This is a genomic window from Serratia sp. N21D137, from assembly GCF_047530005.1.
Taxonomy (GTDB): domain Bacteria; phylum Pseudomonadota; class Gammaproteobacteria; order Enterobacterales; family Enterobacteriaceae; genus Chania; species Chania fonticola_B.
Genome location: NZ_JBLJAJ010000001.1, coordinates 214,919 through 236,887 on the forward strand (window position 1 = coordinate 214,919; position 21,969 = coordinate 236,887).

At 52.7% G+C, this 21,969-nt stretch carries 21 protein-coding genes; 2 read left to right on the forward strand and 19 right to left on the reverse strand.

Annotated elements, in window-relative coordinates; genetic code table 11:
• Positions 1–26: 26 nt before the first annotated feature.
• The 11 genes from macB to ACMV5H_RS00950 all read right to left on the reverse strand — a co-directional run bounded on the left by macB (position 27) and on the right by ACMV5H_RS00950 (position 11,856).
• Complete coding sequence (macB, locus tag ACMV5H_RS00900; RefSeq protein WP_115159714.1) at positions 27–1,973, reverse strand: macrolide ABC transporter ATP-binding protein/permease MacB; 1,947 nt, start codon at positions 1,971–1,973, stop codon at positions 27–29.
• The gene (gene macA, locus ACMV5H_RS00905; RefSeq protein WP_115159715.1) at positions 1,973–3,082 is read right to left on the reverse strand and encodes a macrolide transporter subunit MacA; all 1,110 of its coding nucleotides are present in this window, start codon (positions 3,080–3,082) and stop codon (positions 1,973–1,975) included. Before macA ends, macB begins: the two co-directional genes overlap by 1 nt.
• Positions 3,083–3,429: 347 nt before the next feature.
• Positions 3,430–4,124, reverse strand: a protein-coding gene (locus tag ACMV5H_RS00910) for an IS1 family transposase (protein WP_414821313.1) whose coding sequence is annotated in 2 segments (ribosomal slippage) — positions 3,430–3,878 and positions 3,878–4,124 — 696 coding nt in all. Because the reading frame shifts where the segments join, the coding sequence is not laid out codon by codon here.
• Between the two features lie 580 nt (positions 4,125–4,704).
• Complete coding sequence (locus tag ACMV5H_RS00915) at positions 4,705–5,532, reverse strand: adhesin (protein WP_115159716.1); 828 nt, start codon at positions 5,530–5,532, stop codon at positions 4,705–4,707.
• Between the two features lie 79 nt (positions 5,533–5,611).
• Positions 5,612–6,142 carry a fimbrial protein gene (locus ACMV5H_RS00920; protein WP_115159717.1) on the reverse strand — a complete coding sequence of 177 codons (531 nt, stop codon included), beginning with the start codon at positions 6,140–6,142 and terminating at the stop codon, positions 5,612–5,614.
• Positions 6,143–6,156: 14 nt separating this feature from the next.
• Entirely contained in the window at positions 6,157–6,645 is a 489-nt protein-coding gene (locus ACMV5H_RS00925; protein ID WP_021806797.1) for a fimbrial protein, read from the reverse strand.
• Positions 6,646–6,658: 13 nt separating this feature from the next.
• Positions 6,659–7,195 carry a fimbrial protein gene (locus tag ACMV5H_RS00930; protein WP_414821314.1) on the reverse strand — a complete coding sequence of 179 codons (537 nt, stop codon included), beginning with the start codon at positions 7,193–7,195 and terminating at the stop codon, positions 6,659–6,661.
• A gap of 64 nt (positions 7,196–7,259) precedes the next feature.
• Positions 7,260–8,009, reverse strand: a complete 750-nt coding sequence (locus ACMV5H_RS00935; RefSeq protein ID WP_024482983.1) for a fimbria/pilus periplasmic chaperone — start codon at positions 8,007–8,009, stop codon at positions 7,260–7,262.
• Positions 8,010–8,017: 8 nt separating this feature from the next.
• Positions 8,018–10,594: an outer membrane usher protein gene (locus ACMV5H_RS00940; RefSeq protein ID WP_373994987.1), complete on the reverse strand. Its 2,577-nt coding sequence runs from the start codon at positions 10,592–10,594 to the stop codon at positions 8,018–8,020.
• Positions 10,595–10,716: 122 nt separating this feature from the next.
• Positions 10,717–11,250, reverse strand: a complete 534-nt coding sequence (locus tag ACMV5H_RS00945) for a fimbrial protein (protein ID WP_115159719.1) — start codon at positions 11,248–11,250, stop codon at positions 10,717–10,719.
• Between the two features lie 69 nt (positions 11,251–11,319).
• Positions 11,320–11,856 carry a fimbrial protein gene (locus tag ACMV5H_RS00950; protein WP_024482986.1) on the reverse strand — a complete coding sequence of 179 codons (537 nt, stop codon included), beginning with the start codon at positions 11,854–11,856 and terminating at the stop codon, positions 11,320–11,322.
• Between the two features lie 762 nt (positions 11,857–12,618).
• Here ACMV5H_RS00950 and ACMV5H_RS00955 point away from each other — a divergent pair.
• Both ACMV5H_RS00955 and ACMV5H_RS00960 read left to right on the forward strand, forming a co-directional pair.
• Positions 12,619–12,939 (forward strand): FaeA/PapI family transcriptional regulator, encoded by a 321-nt coding sequence (locus ACMV5H_RS00955; RefSeq protein WP_115159720.1) that lies wholly within the window; start codon positions 12,619–12,621, stop codon positions 12,937–12,939.
• A gap of 115 nt (positions 12,940–13,054) precedes the next feature.
• Positions 13,055–13,834 carry a helix-turn-helix domain-containing protein gene (locus tag ACMV5H_RS00960; protein ID WP_179251941.1) on the forward strand — a complete coding sequence of 260 codons (780 nt, stop codon included), beginning with the start codon at positions 13,055–13,057 and terminating at the stop codon, positions 13,832–13,834.
• A 32-nt stretch (positions 13,835–13,866) separates the two neighbouring features.
• On the opposite strand, the gene ACMV5H_RS00965 is transcribed toward ACMV5H_RS00960, so the two are convergent.
• The 8 genes from ACMV5H_RS00965 to ACMV5H_RS01000 form a co-directional block, all read right to left on the reverse strand.
• Positions 13,867–14,439 carry a type 1 glutamine amidotransferase family protein gene (locus ACMV5H_RS00965; RefSeq protein WP_098929790.1) on the reverse strand — a complete coding sequence of 191 codons (573 nt, stop codon included), beginning with the start codon at positions 14,437–14,439 and terminating at the stop codon, positions 13,867–13,869.
• A 130-nt stretch (positions 14,440–14,569) separates the two neighbouring features.
• Positions 14,570–14,995, reverse strand: a complete 426-nt coding sequence (locus ACMV5H_RS00970; protein WP_021806801.1) for an RbsD/FucU domain-containing protein — start codon at positions 14,993–14,995, stop codon at positions 14,570–14,572.
• 91 nt (positions 14,996–15,086) lie between these two features.
• Positions 15,087–15,851, reverse strand: coding sequence for an SDR family NAD(P)-dependent oxidoreductase (locus ACMV5H_RS00975; RefSeq protein ID WP_414821315.1), 765 nt, complete (start codon positions 15,849–15,851; stop codon positions 15,087–15,089).
• 35 nt (positions 15,852–15,886) lie between these two features.
• Entirely contained in the window at positions 15,887–17,194 is a 1,308-nt protein-coding gene (locus ACMV5H_RS00980) for an MFS transporter (protein ID WP_414821316.1), read from the reverse strand.
• Between the two features lie 123 nt (positions 17,195–17,317).
• Positions 17,318–18,364: a LacI family DNA-binding transcriptional regulator gene (locus ACMV5H_RS00985; RefSeq protein WP_414821317.1), complete on the reverse strand. Its 1,047-nt coding sequence runs from the start codon at positions 18,362–18,364 to the stop codon at positions 17,318–17,320.
• A 367-nt stretch (positions 18,365–18,731) separates the two neighbouring features.
• Complete coding sequence (locus ACMV5H_RS00990) at positions 18,732–18,986, reverse strand: type II toxin-antitoxin system Phd/YefM family antitoxin (protein WP_071682075.1); 255 nt, start codon at positions 18,984–18,986, stop codon at positions 18,732–18,734.
• Positions 18,979–19,755 carry a DUF3142 domain-containing protein gene (locus ACMV5H_RS00995; protein ID WP_414821318.1) on the reverse strand — a complete coding sequence of 259 codons (777 nt, stop codon included), beginning with the start codon at positions 19,753–19,755 and terminating at the stop codon, positions 18,979–18,981. The genes ACMV5H_RS00990 and ACMV5H_RS00995 overlap by 8 nt, the downstream gene beginning before the upstream one ends.
• Positions 19,725–21,899, reverse strand: a complete 2,175-nt coding sequence (locus ACMV5H_RS01000; protein ID WP_414821319.1) for a hypothetical protein — start codon at positions 21,897–21,899, stop codon at positions 19,725–19,727. The genes ACMV5H_RS00995 and ACMV5H_RS01000 overlap by 31 nt, the downstream gene beginning before the upstream one ends.
• Positions 21,900–21,969 lie beyond the last annotated feature (70 nt).

Here is a 21,969-nt window from a genome sequence, read left to right on the forward strand (position 1 = left end):
TCAGGGTGAAATTAGGGTTTGGCTGATTATTCCCGTGCCAATGCGTCAATGGGATCGAGCCGCGCAGCGCTGCGCGCAGGCAGATAACCGAACACGACACCAATACCGGTGGAACACAGGAACGCACTCAGCAGAGCCACCGGCGGGAAGTTGATCTGCCAGCCCGGCATCGCCAACTGCACCAGTAAGCCGATGCTGAACGACAGCGCGATCCCTAAAATCCCCCCCACCAGGCAGACCAGCACCGACTCAATCAGGAACTGTTGCAGGACGTCGCCGGAACGAGCGCCTACGGCCATGCGGATGCCGATTTCACGCGTTCTTTCGGTGACCGAGACCAGCATGATATTCATCACGCCAATCCCCCCCACCACCAACGAAATCACCGCCACCAGGATCAAGAACAGTTGCAGCGTACGGGTGGTTTTCTCCGCCGTTTGCACCAGGCTATCCATGTTGTAGGTAAAGAAGTCTTTCTTGCCGTGGCGCAGCGTCAACAGACGCGTCAGTTGCTGTTCCGCCTCCTGGCTGTTATAGCCATCGCGGATACGCACGGTGATCGAATCGAAGTAGTCGTTGCCCATCAGGCGATTGGCCATCGTGGTATAAGGCACCCAGACGCTGAGCATCTTGCTGCTGCCAAACATGGTTTGCTTTTCCTTCGCCACCCCCACCACGGTCGCAGGCATATTGCCTATCAGGATCACCTCACCCAGCACGTTTTTTTGTTGCGGGAACAGACGGCGCTGGGTGTTGGTATCGATCACCACCGTCTGCGTCTGGGACTCTACCTGCCGGACATCAATTGCCGCCCCCTGAGAAAACTCCATACCGTACACCCGGAAAAACTGCTCGCTGACGCCCGCCACATTAGCCGCCACATCGATATTGCCAAAGCGCAGACGCATGCTGCTGCGAGTCATGGGAGAAAGCGCGCTGATATAAGGTTGTGCATGCAATGCGCTCAGATCGTCATATTTCAACGCCTGGCGGAGGGTTGGATCATCGTCACCAAAATCCTTACCGGGATAGACGTCCACGGTGTTGGTACCGATGGATTTGATCTCAGCCAACACCTGCTGTTGGACTGCATCGCCTATCACCAGGATCGAGATCACCGAGGCAATGCCGATGACGATCCCCAGCATGGTCAACAAGGTGCGCATCTTGTTGGCCGCCATCGCCCACCAGGCCATCGACAACGCCTCCCGGAAACGGTCGGCCATCTGCTGCCAGGACGGGGCTGGTGTGGCCAGTTCCAACGATTTGGCCTGTGCCTTGCCCTGCCCCTGTGGCCGAGAATCACCAATGATTTCGCCATCGTGGATTTCGATAATCCGCTCGGCCTGCTGCGCTACCGCCGGATCGTGGGTAACGATGATCACGGTATGCCCCTGCTCGCATAGCTGCTTGAGGATCGTCATTACCTCTTTACCCGAGTGGCTATCGAGCGCACCGGTTGGCTCATCCGCCAGGATCACCTGGCCACCGTTCATTAATGCCCGCGCAATGCTGACACGCTGCTGCTGCCCACCGGACAGCTGGCTTGGCCGATAGGCAATTCGTTCCCCTAACCCAAGGCGTTGCAGCAAGGCCGCCGCCCTGGCATGCCGTGCCGAGTTATTCATCCCAGCGTAAACGGCAGGCACCTCCACGTTATGCGCCGCACTCAGATGTGGCAGCAGATGATAACGCTGGAAGATAAAGCCGAAATGCTCGCGCCGCAGTTGGGCTAATGCATCGCCATTTAGCGTGGCCACGTCCTGCCCGGCCACGCGGTAAATGCCGCTGTTGGGTTTGTCCAGACAGCCGAGAATGTTCATCAGCGTCGATTTACCGGAGCCGGAAGCCCCGATGATCGCCACCATCTCACCGGCCTCTATCCGCAGGCTGACGCTTTTCAATACCTCCAGGGTCTGATCGCCGGATTGATAACTACGCCGGATATCACTCAGTTCCAACAGTGCGGCCATCAGCTGTCCTCCACGCCGCCGCGGCTGACAATCACCTCTTCACCGGCTGTCAATCCACTGACAATTTGCACATCCAGGTTGTTACGCATGCCGATCGTTACCTCCCGCAGCTGTTTCTGGCCCTGTTGCAGCACCGCCACTTGGTAACGGTTATCGGCGATCTGCTCCCCTAACGCTACCAGCGGAATAACCAGCGCATCGCTGGCGCCAGCCAGTTGGATATGCACCTGCGCGGTCATTTGCAGGCGCAGCAATCCCTGCGGATTTGGCACTTCGAAACGCGCGTAATAGAAAATAGCGTTATTGACCTTCTCTGGGGTTGGTTGGATGTCTTTCAGCACGCCCTCAAAGCGTTTGTTCGGATCGCCCAGCACGGTAAACCAGGCTTTCAGCCCCGGCTTGAGGTGGATGACGTCCGCCTCGGAAACCTGGGCCTTCACCAGCATGGTGCTCATATCTGCCAGCGTCAGAATATTGGGTGCCTGCTGCGCGGCAATCACCGTTTGGCCCTGAAAGGTGGTGATCTGCACCACATCACCGTCCATCGGCGCTTCAATGCGGGTATAGGCCAGATTGATCTTGGCGGTATCCAGGCTGGCCTGATTCTTGGCGATCTGCGCCCGGGTGTTTGCCACCTGCGCCTTTTTCACCGCCAGCTCGGTGGTCAATTTATCCAGATCCTGGCGCGATACCGCCTGCACCTTGGCCAGTTCGCGGTTACGCTGCAAGGTGACCTCTGCCAGTTGCTGCTCCGCCTGTGCCTGTTGCAGTTGGGCTTGCAGTTGCTGTAGCGTGGCCTCGCCTTCACGAATGCTGTTTCGTGCCTGTTGGGGATCGATCACGCCGAGCAGTTGGCCTTTTTGCACCTTATCGCCAATCTCGACCTTCAGGCTCTCTAGCTGTCCGCTGACCTGAGCCCCCACATCAACCTTGCGTACCGCATCCAGTTGGCCGGTCGCCAAAACGTTCTGTTGAAAATCACGCTGGGTAACCTTAACCGTTTTAAACTCCGCAGGTAGCGGTTGGCTGAAATGCCAATAAGCCACTATGGCAATCGCCACTAAAGCGCCTCCCCCTAGCAGCTTACGTTTTGTTCGTCCTTTTAACATATGGATATTTTTCCCTAACTATTTCGTCTATTCCTGCCAATTTCTAGCCGCAAAGCCGCCATCGAAATAAACCATCACGTGAATACATACCCCTCCAGCAAGGCCAATATGTGCAGCGAGCCTATTATTGATATTACTTATAACTTACCTCTGTTTTATAATGCTTAAGCTATAAATAAAACCATTTACCCCCCCTTCGGGAATGGCTTTTATCAAAACACAATGGCGCAGGACCGATAGCAAAGCCGCTGATCCCCCTATCGTGTGCCGAATCGGTAGTGGGCCGATACGTTTAAATTGACATGAGTGATAATAGAACTGATTGAAATTTTGGGTAATGCCTCCAATTAGTAGAACATGTATTTCTCAATAAAGGCACCAATGACTTTTTCATGCAGCTCAACAGAGCGTGAGAAGCAGATAGTTTTGCGAGTGAGTCTTTTGATGCGTGTACGCAGTGTCAGGTTGTTACGCTCAATACGTTGAGTGAATATTTTGCCGGTCAGATGCTTATCCTTCGGCACTTCCCGGCGATAACTACCCCAGTCATCGCTGGTTATCATTCCGATATTAAAAGGGGTGAGTAGAACCAGCAGCTCACGGCAGGTTTCATCCGTGCGGGGGCCAAATGTATAGGCCAGGACTCCGCCTGTTTTGGTGTTGTACGCATACCAGAGCCAATGCTGCCGGGCTTTACTGCCGACAAAGCTCCATTGCTCATCGAGTTCGCAGATAAGTGCTACGTCAGCATGAGCAACTGGAGAGGATGTTATTCGTCGCGGCGCGAGTTTTTTAAAGTGCGAATGACGGTGTTAATGCCGATTTTCAGCGTCCTTGCGGTATCGCGAACACCGGCACCGTTGAACGCCATTTCGGTGATCTGCTCTTTGACACCCGGCTTACGGGCTTCGTAGGTGTAAGTTAGGAGAAACACGCGGTGGCAGTCACGGCAGCGAAATCTGTCACGGCCTTTAGGGTTCTGCCCATGCCGGTAAATCTGAGCAGACTGACAACGGGGACAATGAACATTAACGCTGGCCATGAGAGAACCTCAAAAACGAGCATTATACAGCAAGTTCAACCAATTGGAGCCATTACCAAATTTTGAATGGCAACCATTATTGATTAATCTTTCTGATAGTTCAAATGGAATTTTCTCTCAAACAGGCAAATAATCCTGTATTCACCGTCATATATTCTTAATATCTAAGTTATTACTTAAAACAAAACAAGAAGCATCTTACTTAAACATAAGACAATATGATTGGTTATCAATTGATGTATTCAGGATAATTATTAATAGGGTTATCTATTGGCACCATTGATGCCAACGCGATGCAGACCTCAACCAAGCATTTGAGTTGAGATGAAAGCCCCTTTACAGGGTGAATAAGAGTGAGCTGAATCCCGTTTTTCAAATTATCCGGCACCCGCTCTTGATTGAGAGACAAAAAAGGAGATTTTTGACCTGCAGAAGATCCAGGTCATAGAAGCACAGTCGGTTAAAAATATGACGCCAATTGACGTGGCGCTGGAGCTTACGGTGAGAAAAACCTGATGATCGGATTAAACAGGCGCAGCATGCGGTTGAAGCAGCCGCATGCCGCGCCCGATATCAGTCACTATGGCATAGTCAGAATAGCGGTAGCCGACCCGAAGAAATCACCGGCCTCCACAGTCCCCACTTTAGTCAGCGTAGATACAAACTCCACTGGCATCTTGGTCGCTGCCAAAGCACGTATTCTAAGCCCGGTAGCGCCGTTCACCCCGCCAATGGTCAGGCGGCTTTTCAGGCTACCGTCGCTTCTGAGGTTGACCATCCCATTTCCGCCCGCTCCCGCAGCGTAGACCACAACGTCCATTGTTTGCGTGCAACGGATATAACCAGTTTGCCTCGCCTGATGCCCTTCGATATCCCGCAGTTGGACTTGGCCGTGGGTCAGTTCAACGCTGGTTTCGGTAAATTCACATTTACCCACCGGCGGCGGTACAATCCCGCATAGGCTACTGGGCATCATGGTGCTGCCACCGGCACTGGAGGTTCCAGCTGTCGTTTTATAGTACATCCCTACACATTCCTGCGTCACCGCTGGGCCAACGTGATTCTGAGTTCCACTGCGTGGTAGCGAATACTTACGCTGAAAAGCCGCCCCTACGTCGCCTACCGTGCGCAAATTCTGGATACCGTCAAGGTATTCGCCACCATCTGAAACACCAGGGCCCGCCTCACCAGCATCACTGTGCCGGTGGCCAATAAATACCGTACATTGCCCCCAGCCATAACACGGATTGGGTGTAGCATCGACGGTATCCCAGTATTCAATCGTCCACCAATATTTGGCGTTCTCGGGTGTCCCCTCACTACGGGTAATATAAGAATAAATCGCGCTATTGGCGCTATACGTTGTCAGCAACGTGACAGCAAAAAGTATCGCTTTAATGGCTTGCATAACTACCCCTGTGATCATCCCTTATCTACCGCGGACTTATTAGTCGCGCCATCGATTTCAGGGTAAGCCGTATTACGGGCTACTCGTATTCCAATAAAAACGTCGCGCTGGCGGTAAAGTCGCCAGGGTTAATGGTTTTTTGGCTAATCGCATCGGGTTCACCCTGCACATAGGTCCGCAGGCTAATGGTATTATTGCCCGCGATCAGCCCTTGGTTATAGCGACCGGTATTGATCGCGACCTTATTTCCCTGCTGCGTTTCAATACCTATGCCAATACCGCTGGTCTGGCTCGCCCCGGATATCGCCAACAGACCGTTCAATCTGCTATTTTCCGTACCGGAAAAGGTCAGCTTCACCATATTTCCCAGGCTAAGATCGCAATCATCGAGATGTAATACCAACGGCACCCCTAGCGTACGGGTGTTGATATAAAGGTATTTCTCAACGATGGAACCAAAATCGATATTGATATTCTCATCCGTGACTCGCAATGTGCAAGGGTCAGCCACCAAAGCGCCTCTAAAGCGTACGTTATCAAGCGCCAGTGATACGCTGGATAAACCGCAAAACCCTACAGTCAGGGATAGTAACAGTGCCGAAAATCGCATGATATATCTCCCTGTTATTGATAATCAGCCTGCAGCGTTGCCATTGCTTCAAACGCGCCTTCCGTTAGGGTTATGCCCACCTGCTGCACCGGTACGGCTTTAAGCTGGGGTTTACTGGTCGGCGTGATGGTTATTTCACTGCCAATAACAAAGGGTTGACCGTCACGCAGGATTTTAATCCCCAGCCCGTTAATATTGGTTCGCACCGCGGCGTTATCAAAAGAAACGGGGTTCCCCGTAAGCTTCAATTTTAACGCCCAACCATGGGTATTTGGCTCACAAACCAGATCATAATTAATGTTCTGCATATAGTTAACGCCATCCACTTTTTTGACACCCACCTTAAGGCCAAAATCAACGATGATATTATTACCGCTATTAATGCTACAAGGCGGTGGTTCGAGCAGCGTTCCTCGAAACCTCATATCGCCCCCTGCGGCAAATGCGGTTGATAACAAGCCACTTATACCCGCGGTCAGTAGGGATAACAGTAGAATTCGCATGTCTTGTGCTCCCTTACTGGTAATCAATTAATAACGTGGCGGAGGCGGTAAACTCGCCCCCCGTCAAGGTGGCCCCGCTACGCTTGACCGGCACCGCATACAGCACCGGTTGATTGGGATAGGTGTAGTTAAACCAGGTATTGATATTCAACCGTTGCGTCCCATAGTACAAAGCGATACCCAAATCACCTTTATTGGTGCCCAATAATCCGGTTCCAAAGCCCGCCGGGCCCCCCTGAATCCTCATTTTCAGATCGTTGGATTTCTGGATGTCACAACTCAGGCTATAGCTAATGGTCTGCTTATAGTTGACGCCATCAATCCGGGTAGTCATCACCTCATCGCCAAAGTCCACCCAAATGGTTTGATTATTATTAATCGTACAGGGCGGTGGCAGTATAACGGTTCCCCTGATATTCACCGGCATCGCGCTGACCGGAACGCTGGTCAGCAAGACACTGAATAGCACCCCGGTAAGACAATAGCCTGAGGCCCTCGATCTCATGCTCCCCCGGCGATGTTTGCCAGGAACAGGATAATATTGTTGCATACGTTCTCTCCTTGCAGACCTGACCCCGCGCCCTCTCCCTGTAACCTGGCACGACCGGTTTCAATTAACTCTTCTTCGCCGGTTCCACCTGGCAGTCCGATCCGCCGCAACGGAACGTCAGCACTGGGCGGCCGCCATAATCGTTGACGTAGGTCAGCACTGGCGATCCCCCTAATACCGACGCGCTAATACCTAAAGGAGCACTACTTTTCGGCTCCAGCATCAGCGGCTCAAAACCCGTTGCGCTGACGCCCTTTCTGCTGCCCGCATCCACCAGCGTCACGTAGTACGGCGTCGGGTTGTTCACCACATACTTGTCGCCCTGCTTGGTCAACGTCAGTTGGTCCTGCCACGGCGTCGCCATCTCGGTGACCGTTTTCACCAGCGCTTTTGGCCGATAGAACAGTTTGATGCGCGTCTGCAACGCCAGTTGCAAGGTGTTAGCCTTGTCACTCTTCGGCGGGATTTCACGCAGGTTGAAGTAGAACAACGTTTCCCGATCCTGTGGCAGTTGACTCAATACCGGTAACGCCTGTACCTTCACCTGGCTCTTGGCACCCGGTTCGATGCGCTGTACCGGTGGCAGTACCGTTAACGGACTGGTCACCTTGTTGCCCTTGGTGTCTTCTATCCAGCCCTGAGCCAGATAGGGCAATTGCGGGTTGTCATTGTTGACGCTCAGGCTGACCGACTTATCGCCGCCAGGAAAGATGATCCTAGTACGATCTAGCGCGATCGCCGCCTGGGCCTGCGTGGTCAGCGCGCACAGTAAGGTTGCGGCGACCAGCGCCATCCCCGTATTGGTTTTCGTCATTTCGTATCTCATTGTATTGTCTCAGCCTTTTTCTGTATTGCGGCCAGGTCTGTGGAGTCTTTTTTCGCGGTTATCGCCCGGCAAGGCAGCAAGAGTTCAGCCATGCCGTTCGCCGGCAATACCGCCGGTAATGTCAGTTCACACTGCGCCTGTTCATCCCAGTGAACCGTCATCGTTTCACCGCGCTCAATACCACTCAGGTATACGCTGCCGGCGTCGCTGACGATCCCCACATCGCGTTTTTTCAGGTTCTGCACCGTTGCCCCAAACGGCGGCATCGTGCCATCTGCCAGACGGATCACCGCCATGGCCTTCTCACCCGCTATCACGTCAAACCGGCGATAGCCTATCGCGCCTTCCGTCAGCGTGGCCTGCACCACCGACTTCATCGCTTCGGCGTTATCCGGCAGCTTATCCAGATCGATATTCACCCGGTTGCGGTAATAGCTGTTCATGTCAGCCACTACGGCTTTGCCGTAGCGGTTGGTGCGCACTGGGGCACCGTAGTTACGGATTGGGATATTGGCTACACCGTCGGTGTCGACCAGCAAACGGGTACCGCCCGGAATAGCGACCCGGTGCATTGCTGCACCTTCCGCAGTCGCCGTTACCCCGCCCTGCAATGCCAACCCCACCGTGCTGTAGCTCCCGGATTGAGCACTGGCGGTGGCGTTAATCTGCGCCCAATCCGCCTCGTGACTATAGAAACCACTGGCCAATGGCCCTTTGCGAGTAAAGCCAGTGCTCACCTGATAGCTGCCACGATCCCCGACCCGGTCTGAGTAGCTGACCCGGTGGGTGTTGTCATTGCGATCCAGCGTGCCGCTGTAGCTCATCGAACCGCTGTTACCCCACGGCAGCGACAGTGACAGGAACACCCCGTCGTCATTCTGCCCGTTGTACTGGTTACGGTAGCCAGTCATCGACAGGCTGAGGTTCTTGAAGCGGCCAATATCCATGTAGCGCATCAGTGACAGGCTGTAGCGATCGTTGGCGTCCCGATCCCAATAGGTCTGGTGGTCATAGTTCAGGTTGGCCGTCAGTCCTATATCGCGGAATTGCTGGCTGTAGGACACCGTGTACATCTCTTTGCTGCTCTGGCTGCGGGTTCCGAGGTTACGTATCTCCAGGAATTCCCCCATAGACATAAAGTTACGTTCAGAGAAGCGATAGCCGGCGAAGGTCACCTGGCCACCAATCTGGTCAAAGTTCTTCGAATAGCGCAGACGATAGGATCCCCCGCTTAGCGTGTCCCCCTGCGGCAAACTCGCCCGCGACTGGGTCACGTCAAACGACAGAGCACCAAACGCCATCAGGTCGCGGCCAATCCCTACCGCCAACGCGTTGTACTCGTCACCGGCCACCACGCCACCGCCGAACAGTGACCAACCATTGCTGACGCCCCAAGAGAATTCACCGCTACCAAATAGCGGCCCTTGCGTACGGTGCCGCCAGTCTGTTGGCCGCCCGCTCGCCAGCTTGTAGCGCACCATGCCCGGCCGGGTCAGATAAGGGATGCTCGCCGTGCTGATAGTGAACGCCTGTACGCTGCCGTCCTGCTCTTCGATCCGCACGTCCATCTGCCCCGATACCGCGTTGCTCAGATCCTGAATACGGAACGGGCCAGCAGGCACCAGGGATTCATACAACACCCGCCCCTGCTGGCTGACTACCACACGGGCGTTGGTGCGTGCCACGCCACTCACCTCTGGCGCATAGCCGCGCAGGTTCGGCGGCAGCATCGCGTCGTCGCTTACCAGGCTTAGCCCGGTGTAACGGAAGCTGTCGAAAATGTCGGAGTTGAGGAAGTCTTCACCCACCGTCAATTTGGCACGTAGCCGCGCGATCGCCCGGTAAGCGGTATACTGTGTCCACTCAAAGTTGCGCTGGCTGGACTGCCCAGAGCCGGTTTGATGGTCAATCTGCGTCTGCCAACTGGCACGCAGCCTCCAGCTTCCCGCATTAGCACCCACCACACCGTTGCCGCTCAGGTTATAGCCTTTCTCGACGTTGTCGTTTTGATCCTGACGTTGGCTCTGAGCATTGAGGTTGTAATCCAGCAGCAGCCCAGGAATACCGTTATCCCAGCGTGCGGGAGGATCCCAATCGGGAGAACTGTATTCCAGGTAAGCCTGCGGAACGCTGAGATAGAGTGTGTTGCTGCCCAGCTCGGGACGCGCCGTCATCCCCTCGAGGCTACCGATCATCAGGCATTGCCCGTTATGCCACCAGGCCAGATCGCGGGTAAATTCCTCTTTCAGCCCCATTTGTTCCACCAGAGCGGCAGACAAACAGGCTTCGGTCACGTTTGGATCTTTGTCCGTGGGATAAAATGGGATCGTCTGTTCAGGCAGTTCTTGCTGGTTGACGTTAATCAGCAGGCTGTATTCACCCGGCATCACGTAACCACTGCGGGAAAAACGTCCCAAATCGATATTGCCGCGCTCCTGAACGTCGAGCACGTCGGTATTGAATTCGATAGGTTTGGCGGCAGAAACCTGGCCATTCACCAGTGCCAGCGCAATCAACAGCGGCAACAAGCGGGTGCGCGGAACCTGTACTCCTACAAGTGGGGTGCTCATCATCCATTGACCTTTATGCGTTAAAACTTTCCCGGGCGTTATGGTTGTTATTAAAGGGAATACCCTGCCGGAGAAGTAAATCTGTCTAGGCGTGCTGACTATCCGTTATCATGTCAGCCTGCAGCTCAGTGATATTCCAGCTGGTAGCGCACCTGAGCGCTATAGGTGCCCGTCTGCAACGGCTGGTTGTTGGCAACCATGCGTGCGCTGTAATTCAGCAGCATTTCTTTGCCCTGCAACACCGGCGTCTGCGGCGGCAACGCCTTACCTGGAACGGCCTCATTCCCCAACGCATCGTTCAGCACCAGCGCTACGCCGCGTGCCTCCCCCTCAACACCGAAGTGCCCATCCACATTGCGGCCGTCAAACGTGACGCGAAAGTGCTGCTTGCCCAGAATGTTATTGTTGCTGTGCTTAAGCGTGCAGTTCACCAGCCGGATACTGAATGGCCGCGACAATGCCTGACTATCATTCACAATCCGATCAAAGGGCAGCGTGCCCATATCAACGGTCTGGTCTCGGCTGGTGGTGTCAATATCGCAGGCGGTGGCCACTATCGCCCCGTTCATGCTGAGCTGGCTGCCCCCCCAAACCGGCAGTGCAGTCATCGCACCCACCAGTAAAAACAACGAGGTAGCCGTAAAACTATTCACCGACATCCCTGGCTCCCGTAATCAACAAGAACAGCAAAAACTGCATGCGGAAACCGCATGCAGTCACACCGACTATTAGTTGTATGCCAGGGTAAAGTTAGTGGTCGAGGTGAAGTCACCTTCCTCGATATCCGCCAACGTAGTACCGGCATGCCCCTGCAGATAAGCGGAGAAGCTCAGAGTGTTGTTACCCGCAATCAGGTTCTGGACGGTAGTCGCAGTACCCAGGGTGATAGGTTGATTAGAACCATCAAACATCGCGATGCTTGCACCTTTTGCCACGCCAGTGATAGCCAGCAAGGTGTTGGTGGTGCCAGTTGCGCCGCCATTTGGACCAGCGAAGGTGACCTGTACCTTGTTCTTGCTAGAGATATCGCAACCTTGCAGTTTGATATCGAAGTTCAGAACGCTGGATTTACCGCCGTTCACCAGAGCCACATTCGCCACCTGGCCAAAGCTCTTGGTCTGATCCAGGCTTTCTGGAGCGATAGAGCAAGGTGCATCAATGATTTTACCTTCGAAATTTACCTTGCCCGAACCCGCATCAGCATTTGCCAGAGAGACCATACCCAGAGACAGAACCGTAGCCAGCGCAATGTTAGTCAGTTTCATGTTTTCTTTATCCTTAAAACGTTAATTTAACGAGAAATCCAGACATACCTAGCCCGACACAATTAAAACGGTGCCTATCAGAACAACGCTGTTTTATTTGGCGGTAATGGATATACCCGGCAGCATCCTTTCATTTGGTATAAAAGAAGGCATCCTTTTCCTTCCCCTTTATTTGCGAAGGGGATAGCTCACCAGAAAAGACAAGTCTCTTCCGGCGCTTCATCCGATGAATAAAGCGAATTATTAAAATACAACTTTATGCGACACCTTTGAATAGATAGAATTTCAACCATAAAGCAGCCACACACCAATTTAATCATTGATCAGGGTATTTATGATAGGAAAATTCTCACACCATTCCATCGGACAACCTCATCTCCTGTCGCCAAAAAATTATTGCAAATACCTCTAAATTTTGAAAGTGTTGTTTTCCAAACATAGCAATTTCGCCATAAAAACCTTATTTATATGCAAGAATATTCTTATTGCGACGAGTCCGGTCGCAAAAACGAATTACTTAGTATTTTATGCTGCAAAATGCGATATTTGCGAACTCATTGATCGTAAATTTGGTTTTCACGAAACAATAGTCCATGATAGCTTAGAATGGTAAACTGACGCCTCATAAGGAAGAAATGGGGGTTATGATTCTGACAGTATTCCCCTGTGATCACCTAGAAAAGTTAGCAACAAAAGCCAGCAGCATAGGATTATTCCATTTCGAATAGCACCCATCAAGACGCATTAAAAGGAGGTAGTGACATGTCTTATCGCACCAATAAAGAAAGTGAAAAGCAGCTAAATAATGTTTTTATTGCTCTACAAACCCTTTGCAAGCGCGACATTCATCACACAGGCGTTCCCCCGCAGGTTCAATGGCCCAAGACACGGGAAATCGCAGAATACTCCGAGACAACAATATACCTTGCTCGTTACTATCTGCTGCGATTAGTTGAAAACAAAAAAGCTTATGTTACCTCTGGCGCTGTCAATAACAGTTTACGCTGGTATATTGCTGAACCCTCGCCATCACCTAAACATCATGAAAAAAGGGAAGCGCAGCCCGTTGCGGCGGAAGGCTAAATACGCCTCCCCCTTCTGACTTGTGTTTGATTTTTTTCTACTGACATTTATCTATCCCGTGTCTGCCATGGTGTTTCACGTAAGGCAGACACGCCGGTTGAAAGGAACTCATGCCATGAAACAACCTCTGTCCATCATGATAATCGATGCTGACCGTTATTTTACCTATGGTCTGGGCCTGGGGCTGCAAGCCTATTTTCAGGCCCATCAGCAGGACATCCGTCTGCTTGAGGAAACACAGGTTGGCAGCGATATCGACATCATTTTCCTGGGCGATCTGGTCACTAGCTACCCATGGCATTACCGCTTGCATCAGCGGAAAAATCATCCGATGGTATTCTTTATCACTGAGCAGGGGCGCAACAAAAACCAGCTCAAGCCAAGAGTGCATTGCGAACAATGCCATACCAGGGCGCTGTACCGCCACCAGCCGTTATCCTCATTATACGAGCGGTTGGATAGCGTGCTGTTTTCGCCCTTCGCATCGCCAACAGCATCAAGCCACGATTGCACATGTATGTCTCCTTTGACGTCGCGGGAAGAGGAGGTGTTGCGCTGTATACACATGGGAATGAACGGGCAGGATACCGGCAACTATTTGCAAATCAGCAATAAAACCGCCAATGCCCATAAGCAGAACGCCATGCGCAAACTCAATTTCAGATGCAATCAGGAGCTGTATCAATGGCTGCTGCAGGGGGGAGGACACTATCTGAACGAACGGTCGTCAATCAATCTGCCACGTTTGCCACTGCAACCAAAGGTGCCCGCAGAAACCACTCTCATCTCTCCGGCACAGTTAGTGGTACGGCAGAGAAAAGACCGCCCTTATGCGGCCTTGTCTGCGCACAAACAACCAGACCCCCTCGTCCAGAGAGAGCCGGTCTCAACGTGAGGGGATTCTCGGAAGCTATTTATAACAGTGGACTAGCCTGGCTTGCGGTGCTCCGCAGCATGCATCGCAAGATAGGCATTGAGGTTTTCATCCCCCAGACCCAGAGTACGCAAGATTGCGGCCATAAAGCTGACCGGTGCGGTACCTGGTGCCGTGATAACGCGGCGATCGGCGATGGCATAAGGCACATCCTGATAGTGTTGCGCACCGCCATAGTTCAGGCTCAACAGGTTTTCTGCCGAATTGGAAGTATGGCGTACCTCATCAAGCACGCCCGCCTGCGCTAAAACGCGAGTGCCATCGCAAATCCCCGCGACGATAGCGTGACTTTGATAAGCCGCAGCAACCAAGGCGGTGATATCCGGTGCCTGTGCGGTTTGCCAGATAGTGCCCCCGCAGACAATCAGCAGATCGACTTCATCAGGCTGAATGGCTTCTATTGCCAGATGGGGGGTAACCAGCATGCCACCTGAAGAGATGACCTGGGCTGCGCCAGGAGTGGCAAAACGGCAGTCAAAACCGTAGTACCCACGCCCCGTCGAATTGATCAACGCGGTTTCCCAATCGGAAAAGTTTTCAGTCAGGAGGGTAATAGCACGTATCATCGGAGTGTCCTTGTCAGTATCAGGGGCAATTTTCAGGATTTTCCTACCCACAAAAACCAAGAGTAACCTGCACTGTTGACAGTTTCTGTCAGTAGCCAACAGAGGCCCCTCCCGCAAAGATAACCCGCATTCAATCAGCCAGAGAAACCGGTGCCACCGTCAGCAGCAGGTTGGCAAAGCGCCGCATCTCACCGCTAGCGATCACCAGTAATGTCTCCTGTGATTTTGCCGCATGATAGAAAGCCTCGCGGTTGAGGTAATCGATGGGGCAACCGTCAGGCAGCAGTTGCTGATATTCGGTAGCGATGGTGTTAGTGAAGTCCTGCGGCCAGGCCATCATTGAGGCGTGTTCCACGTTAATGTGCTTGAGCACTTTATCTAATATCACGCTGCTGGCGATCATTCCTGGGGCCAGGTTCAGATAGACAATGGTGGCCTCTTTCGACGAGTTGGTGACGAACGAATAGTTACCATCGGCGATGAGGATCTGGGTTTTATGCCCGCACAGCGCCAGGGCGCACAACAGTTGCGGATGAATAATGTCGGCCTTGATCATAGTGCTTTCCAGTAGGGAAGACAGGTGGGCGCAGCATGTGCAGCGCCCCTATGTAATGAATCTGATGCGGTTTATCAGCGGCTGGGTAGGCTCACATACGGTAAATGCCGCCGTTAATATCAATGGTGGCGCCAGAGACGAAGCCGTCATATTCCGAGGCGAGGAATTTAATCACCCGAGCAACGTCCTCCGGGCTCCCCGCGCGGCCAAGGGGAATGCCGTGGATGGTTTCATCGGCAGATTCTTTACTGGTATGCAGGTTATGGAAGCGAGTGCCAAGAATAAGCCCCGGCGCTACGGCGTTGACCCTGATGCCATGTTCTCCCAGTTCCGCCGCCAGGGAGCGGGTCCAGGTTAATACCGCCCCTTTGGCCATGGAGTAAACCAGTGAACCAGAATGCCCGCCGGAACGACCAGCCAGTGAGGCCAGATTGACGATGCTGGCTCCGTCCTTGGCGCTTTTTAAGTAAGGTAGCGCGCTTTGCGTGACGTTCAGTATGGTCGTCATATTGACATCAATCACCGTCTGCCAGAATTGACGGTCGATCTCGCCTAACCATTTACGGGCGATAATGCCGCCCACGTTATTGATCAGTATGTCTATCCCCCCCAAAAACTCGGCGGCGGCAGAGACGCATCGCTGGGTATCTGCGGTATCGGTTAAATCTGCATAACCATAGGCGGCGCGTTGACCGCGCGAATGGGCTAAGTCAGCCAGTTCCTTTGGCCCCTCTTCACCGCTGAAATAGTGGATGTAGATGTCGCACCCGGCGTTAATCAACTGCTCTGCGGTAGCTTTGCCAATCCCCTGCTCGGCCCCGGTAATAAACACTTTCTTACCCGTTAGATTTCCCATTTTATTGCCTCTCGATTATTTCTAGATAAAACCAGTTATGAGCGAATAACGCCTTCACGCTGTTTGGCGCAGTAAAAAATGCAGATCAATCCGGTAACCAATAAACACAGCGACAGGAAAACCAGCCCCAGAGTATTACTGTTAGTGACGTCCTTTAATAACCCGACCACGTAAGGCGCGACAAAACCTCCGATATTGCCGATACAGCTCACCACCGCAAGTCCGGCCGCTGCCGCCGCCCCGGTTGAAATATTGGCGGGCATGGAAAGGAATGAAGGAACCGAGGTATAGATACCTATCGCAGCAACACTCAGGAACATCAGCGCGACAAATACGTTGTAGTTAAAGAATACCACGGCACCTATCAGGCCAAAGGCGGCGACAATCATGCTGATGCCGGCAAACACGCCGATTTTTTTGCTTTTACTGGCCCACAGGCTCCACGGATAAACCAGCAAGGCGGCCAATCCGTAGGGAATAAAGGCAATCAGGCTCACGTGGAAAATATCATCCCCGGAGATAGCTGTGATGATGGAGGGCAGCCACATCCCAAAGCCGTAGATCCCACACACCATGCCAAAATTCAACATGGCGTATAACAGATACTTTTTATTTTTTATCCCCTGCACGAAATCAGACAGCTTGACCTTGGAACCCGATTTGCTGCGGGTGGCATTGTCCATTAGCCAGGCTTTCTCTTCCACATCGAGATAGCCCACATCCTTCGGTGAGTTCTTGATAATAAAAGGAATAAGCAGGCCAATAATCACCGGCGGAACACCTTCGAGGATAAACAGCCACTGCCAGGGTTCCAGGCCAAACCAGCCATGTTCAATGTTAAGGATCAGCCCGGAAATCGGTGAGCCAATAGCGTTCGACAACGGCTGTACGATGATAAACATGCCGAGGATCTTGGTACGGTACTTCTCCGGGAAAAATACCGTGAAGTAATAGACGACCGAGGGGAAAAATCCCGCCTCACAGACTCCCAGCATAAACCTACAGATATACAGCTCCATCGGCGTGCGGACAAACCCCATCAGCACGGCAAATATCCCCCAGGTGATAAGGATCCTGGCAAACCAGATACGTGGGCCGAACTTGATGGTTCCCGCATTACTGGGGATCTCAAACATAAAATAGCCGATAAAGAATATCCCAGAGGCAAAGCCAAAGGCCGAGGCGGTTAACCCCAGGCTATCTTCCAGAGCAATTGCCGCATAGGCCATATTATTACGATCCAAAAAAGCCAGAAAGTATAATAAGATCATTAATGGGACAATATTCAGCGTCATTTTCCTGATGGCACTGCGTTCAATTTCCTGAGGCGTTCTTTTTTGCATAATAGAATACTTCCAATGTTGTTAATCGGAATAATAATCTGCTACAGGCATGCCTGATGGATACAGGTATATTTACCTGATAATAAGTAATGCTATTTAATCGTTCTCGTTACGCTATTCGCGTTATGGCGTAATGGTTATTACCGACTGGCGGCTGACTAACGTCGGCGGGAAAATAAACTCTTCGGGGACTAATGTAGGATCCCCTACGCGTTGCAATAAGCGCTCGACCATCACCTGAGCCATCTCGGCAAGCGGTGGCATGACGGAGGTCAGCGCTGGCCACACCAGCCCCGAGAGCGGAATATTGTCGATACCCACTACCGATATCTCACCAGGCACCGCCACTCCAGCCTCCCGCAGCCCTGCCAGCAGGCCGATCCCCAGAGCATCGTTGATAGCCACTACGCCATCTGGGCGCGGAGAAAGAGCAAGTACCTGAGCGGCCAGGGTACAACCCAGTTCGGCCATCTCGGTATCGCCATACTCTCCGCTAGCTTTGCCTTCTATTACCCGTTGCTGAGCGGGCAGCCGATGATTACGCACCACGGTGAGAAATCCTTCAATCTTATGGCTGCGGCTCATGGTCAGGCTGGCCTCGGTGGCAAAGACGATATTGCGGCAACCGCGTTCGATCAGGTGTTGAGCCGCCAATCGCCCGGCCTCTACGTTGTCCATTGAGACGCTGTCGAATAACCGGGCATCAGCGGTGAAGCTCCCCGCCATGCGGTTATCGTAGTTGACGATCATCATTCCCATTTCGGCAGCCTGTGCAAAATGGGTCTTACGGATATCACTCGCCGCAACGATAATGCCGCGCACCCCATGGGCGAACATATCTTCGATAAAGGTGCGCTCTTCATCTTCTTGCCGATAGGTGTTGCCCAACAACACCCGATAGCGGTGTTCTTTAGCCGCCAGGTCAACCTCGCGAGCCAGGGCAGAAAAGCTGGGATTGACGATCGAGGGAACCAGCAGACCGATCATCCGGGCATGCCCGGTTTTCAACTGCTGCGCCACTCTGTTGGGCTGATAGTTCAATTCGCGCATCGCCTGTTCGATACGCAGTCGGGTTTCCGGGCGCATTTGATTGCTGCGCCCATTTAACACGTTGGAAACGCTGCTCACGGAAACACCGGCGAGATGTGCGACATCACGAATATTGACCATGTTTTCGCTCCCCCTCCGGTGCTGACGTTAATTGGTTAACTTACGCACGGAATGCCATTAAATAACTGTATAATCAACATATTAAATATGTGACCTGGCATTATCTGTATCGTTTTAGTGAAACGATGCAGATCAATTTATAGCGGAGATATCACTCAATCAAGCGACTTTACTGGCCGTGCCGCAGTTGCGTGATGCTTTTGTGAAAGCTATCAAGCCCAGCGCCATGGCATTACTAAACACGGGTAAAATCCCCGGCTGTTTAGTCAGTGTTTAGTGGTGGGGTTAAAGGCTGGAACGGGGTTTGGATGGGTACTGCATGCAGCGCCTCAAATATAATGGTCGATTGAAGTAGGCTACTAACCCATCATATATCGTTTATCAGTTCGTCAAATACCAACTCCCCATCATGTAACCGTCCTAGTTTGGCTTGATTAATAGAGTGCTCAAGCTTGGCGCACAGGTTTTGTAGCTTAAACTCTGCAAACGCATTGTAGTCCTCAACAGGCATGACCACTACGGAGGGTTTACCGTTTTGGGTGATACAAACTGGTTCACGCTGGGCTGTAGCCATCATTTGTTTAAACTGGGTTTTGGCCTGACTGGCCGTAAAGTTAATCATTGTTATCTCCTAAGGACGTTTTCCTAATGGTATTCAACAAAAAAACCACCTCACCGCGATAATAAGGCGATGTGGCCAGCCGCCGTTGCCACTCGGAGTTCCAGTCACCCTGCTGCACCAGACCGATTTTGAAGGGAATTTGCAGCTTAAGCAGCGCGGGGAGATAGCGTTCATATTCCGTGACCGTGCGCCGCCCCTGATAGGTTTGGATCACTAACTCATCGATTGGCAACGCATTCAACTGGCTGACGTTGCCGGTCTTTGCCCAATCGAGCAGGCCAGTCACTCCCAAAGCATATTCTTTGGGTAACCGACCGCGCAGCTTGTCGAGAAACTCCGAGTACTTATCCAGTTGATAGGTTGCCGCATCAAAGTCGATCTGTAGCCCTACCACCCGATTGCCTGCCGCAGCCCAACGGGCAGGCATGTGCACCGCCGAGGCCAATACCTCGTCAGACATATCCAGGGTTGCGACACGTACGGTGATCCAGATGGCGGGTGCCTGGAGCTTGCTCAACGGCAACCCCAACTTCAGAAAACGAGCGCCCTGGCGGCCGTTCACGATTTCATCCTGATGGAGATAGAGCAGATCGGCCTGCTGCAACGCAGGCTGCGGCCAAACGCCGGACCAAAGCCAGAATGCGCGGTAATCATGCGCATTCACATATCGGCCAGCTGCGTTATCCGCCGCTGCGGCGGTTGCAAAGATCGGCAACCACAGCAGCAGCAAAAAACGCATCACCAATAGTATTTGAGCTTTTGTTCCCATTGGTTACCTTTATACTGGCTCTTCAAAAGGTTAAACCAGCGTTGGCGAGTTTTTTGCGAGATCTCCTGCCGATCGCAGCTGTTGTAGCCGGAAGGAGAGAAACACATCACCGCCCGGTACAGCGCATAGGTTTTATCTTCCGGTTCGGCCTTGGGATCGGCGATCACTTGCTGATAATATTTTAATCTGCCATGCGCTTTATCTTTACTCAGTTCGGCCCCAGCCAAGTCATCCAACTGTTCATTGCCCCCCATTTCCGCTTCAGTGCTGATATCGGCAAAGGTGGTACGCAAGAACTCAGCCACGCAGTTCATGGCATGTGGATCGCTCTTGTTCTTCGCCAACACGGCAACGTTAGCGTCCAAAGAAGCACAGAAATAGCCAGGCTCGGTCCGACTGCCATCCCAATCGAAAACGCTGAGTGCGACATCACCAAATACCTGCGGCTCAGGCGTCTGTTTGATGTGTTTTTTCAGTTGGCTGTCGTCAATAAACCCCTGATAGTCGCCCACCATCAAATCCTTGAACAACAGCGTATGCAGTGCGATGGTCTTTTCTTCATCGTTAGGCGCGCCAGCGGCCTGCTGTTGCAACAACGCTTTATTGGCCAGGCTTTTGAGCACCACTGAGCGGTAACGCAGGTTATTGATTGGGCTGTCTGGGGCAAAAATAGCCGCGGTTTTATTTTCCTGCACCAAGGCGGTGGCCAACATCAGTTGCAGATACTGTTGCTGATAAGGGGCAAGTTTCATACCAAGCAGATGACGCCAATGGGCTTCTGCACCCTGCCAGTTTTCCTGCATCACCAGGGCATCGCCGTAAAGGAGTTGCTGGCTGAACGCGATGAGATCGTTTGCTGCCAGCTGTGCCGCTGGCTGGATCGCCTTGGTGACCGCGGCATAATCCTTTTGCTGATAGAACAGCCAGGCATTATGCATATATTCCCAGAGCGGCAACTGATTGGCGGCAACAAACATCGGTTTGTACCCCTGCAGCATCTCATCGGTCACTTTCGGCATCGACGGGTTATCGAGATTGTATTTGCGCAGCCACTTCATGGTTTGGGTGAAGGTCAACAACGGGGCATCGGCACTGCTGACAAAAGGTGGCTCTGCACTGTCATACGGAATGTTGCGGCTCAGCAGAATTTGGTCCCCTTCATCAATCATCGCGCCAAGCGTATTGATATCAGTGGCGGCGGTGATCTCGCTTTCATACAGCTGTGCCAAACGCGGCCAGTCGGACAGATACCAATTCACCCGGCGCTGCAGTCCCTGCACGGAAGCCACATATTCGCCTTTGGGATAAGCGGCCAGATAGGCCTGCGCACGTTGCAATGCCAGGGCGCCCGCCTCTTTATCGGCCCGCTGCGGATCGAACATGCCGTACTGATCCGTGGCATTTTCAGTGATCTGGTTCAAGGCCACGCGGAACAGCATATAAGCGGCGGTTTCTGCTACCCATGGCTGATCTGACTCTTTAAGCCGTTGGAAACCGGTATCCGCATCGGTAAACTGCCCCTGATAAAATTGTTCCGCACTGGTGAGATAATCTCTGAACGCCGCCGCATGGGAACCTGCGGCATAGTTTGCCATCAACGGTAAAAATTGCTCCGGCTGCGCTTCACCCCGATAAATTTTGGCCCGGCGCAACGCCAGTAAATCGCGTTCGGCATGATCTAGCTGTTGGTCTGCCAGCAGGGTCTGGAAAAATTGGCTGAGTGACAGCGGATTATTAGAGATCCAGCGGCCTTCATATTCGGCTGAAAAACCGGTTAACCCCGACGGTTTAATGCCCAGGCTTAATGCTAGCGCATCAAGAGGATCGTCCTGTGGTGCCGTTTGGCCTGGTGCGGTGGGCTGATCGGTTGCAGGCGCGGTTTCCCCAGGGAACACGCCAAACGTGTATCCTCTGCTGCGGCTAATATCCTGCGACAACGACGATAGTGCTACGGGTAGATTGCGCATTCCCGCTGCCAGCATCAGCAGATTGACGCGGGTGTCATTATCGGCGGCCAGGTAGGGCACACCACTCATTGCGCAATAATCGCTCCAGCGGCAGCCAGTTTCATCGGAAGAGGCCAGTGCGAACTGGCTGGTACCAGCGATGGTTGAGACCACCGCGGCTATTATAAGTTTTTTCATCGTTATTCTTACTTATCTCCAGTGGTCACTCTCATCCCGAGAGAATTTTGCCTGAGATAGTGTCGTAAGC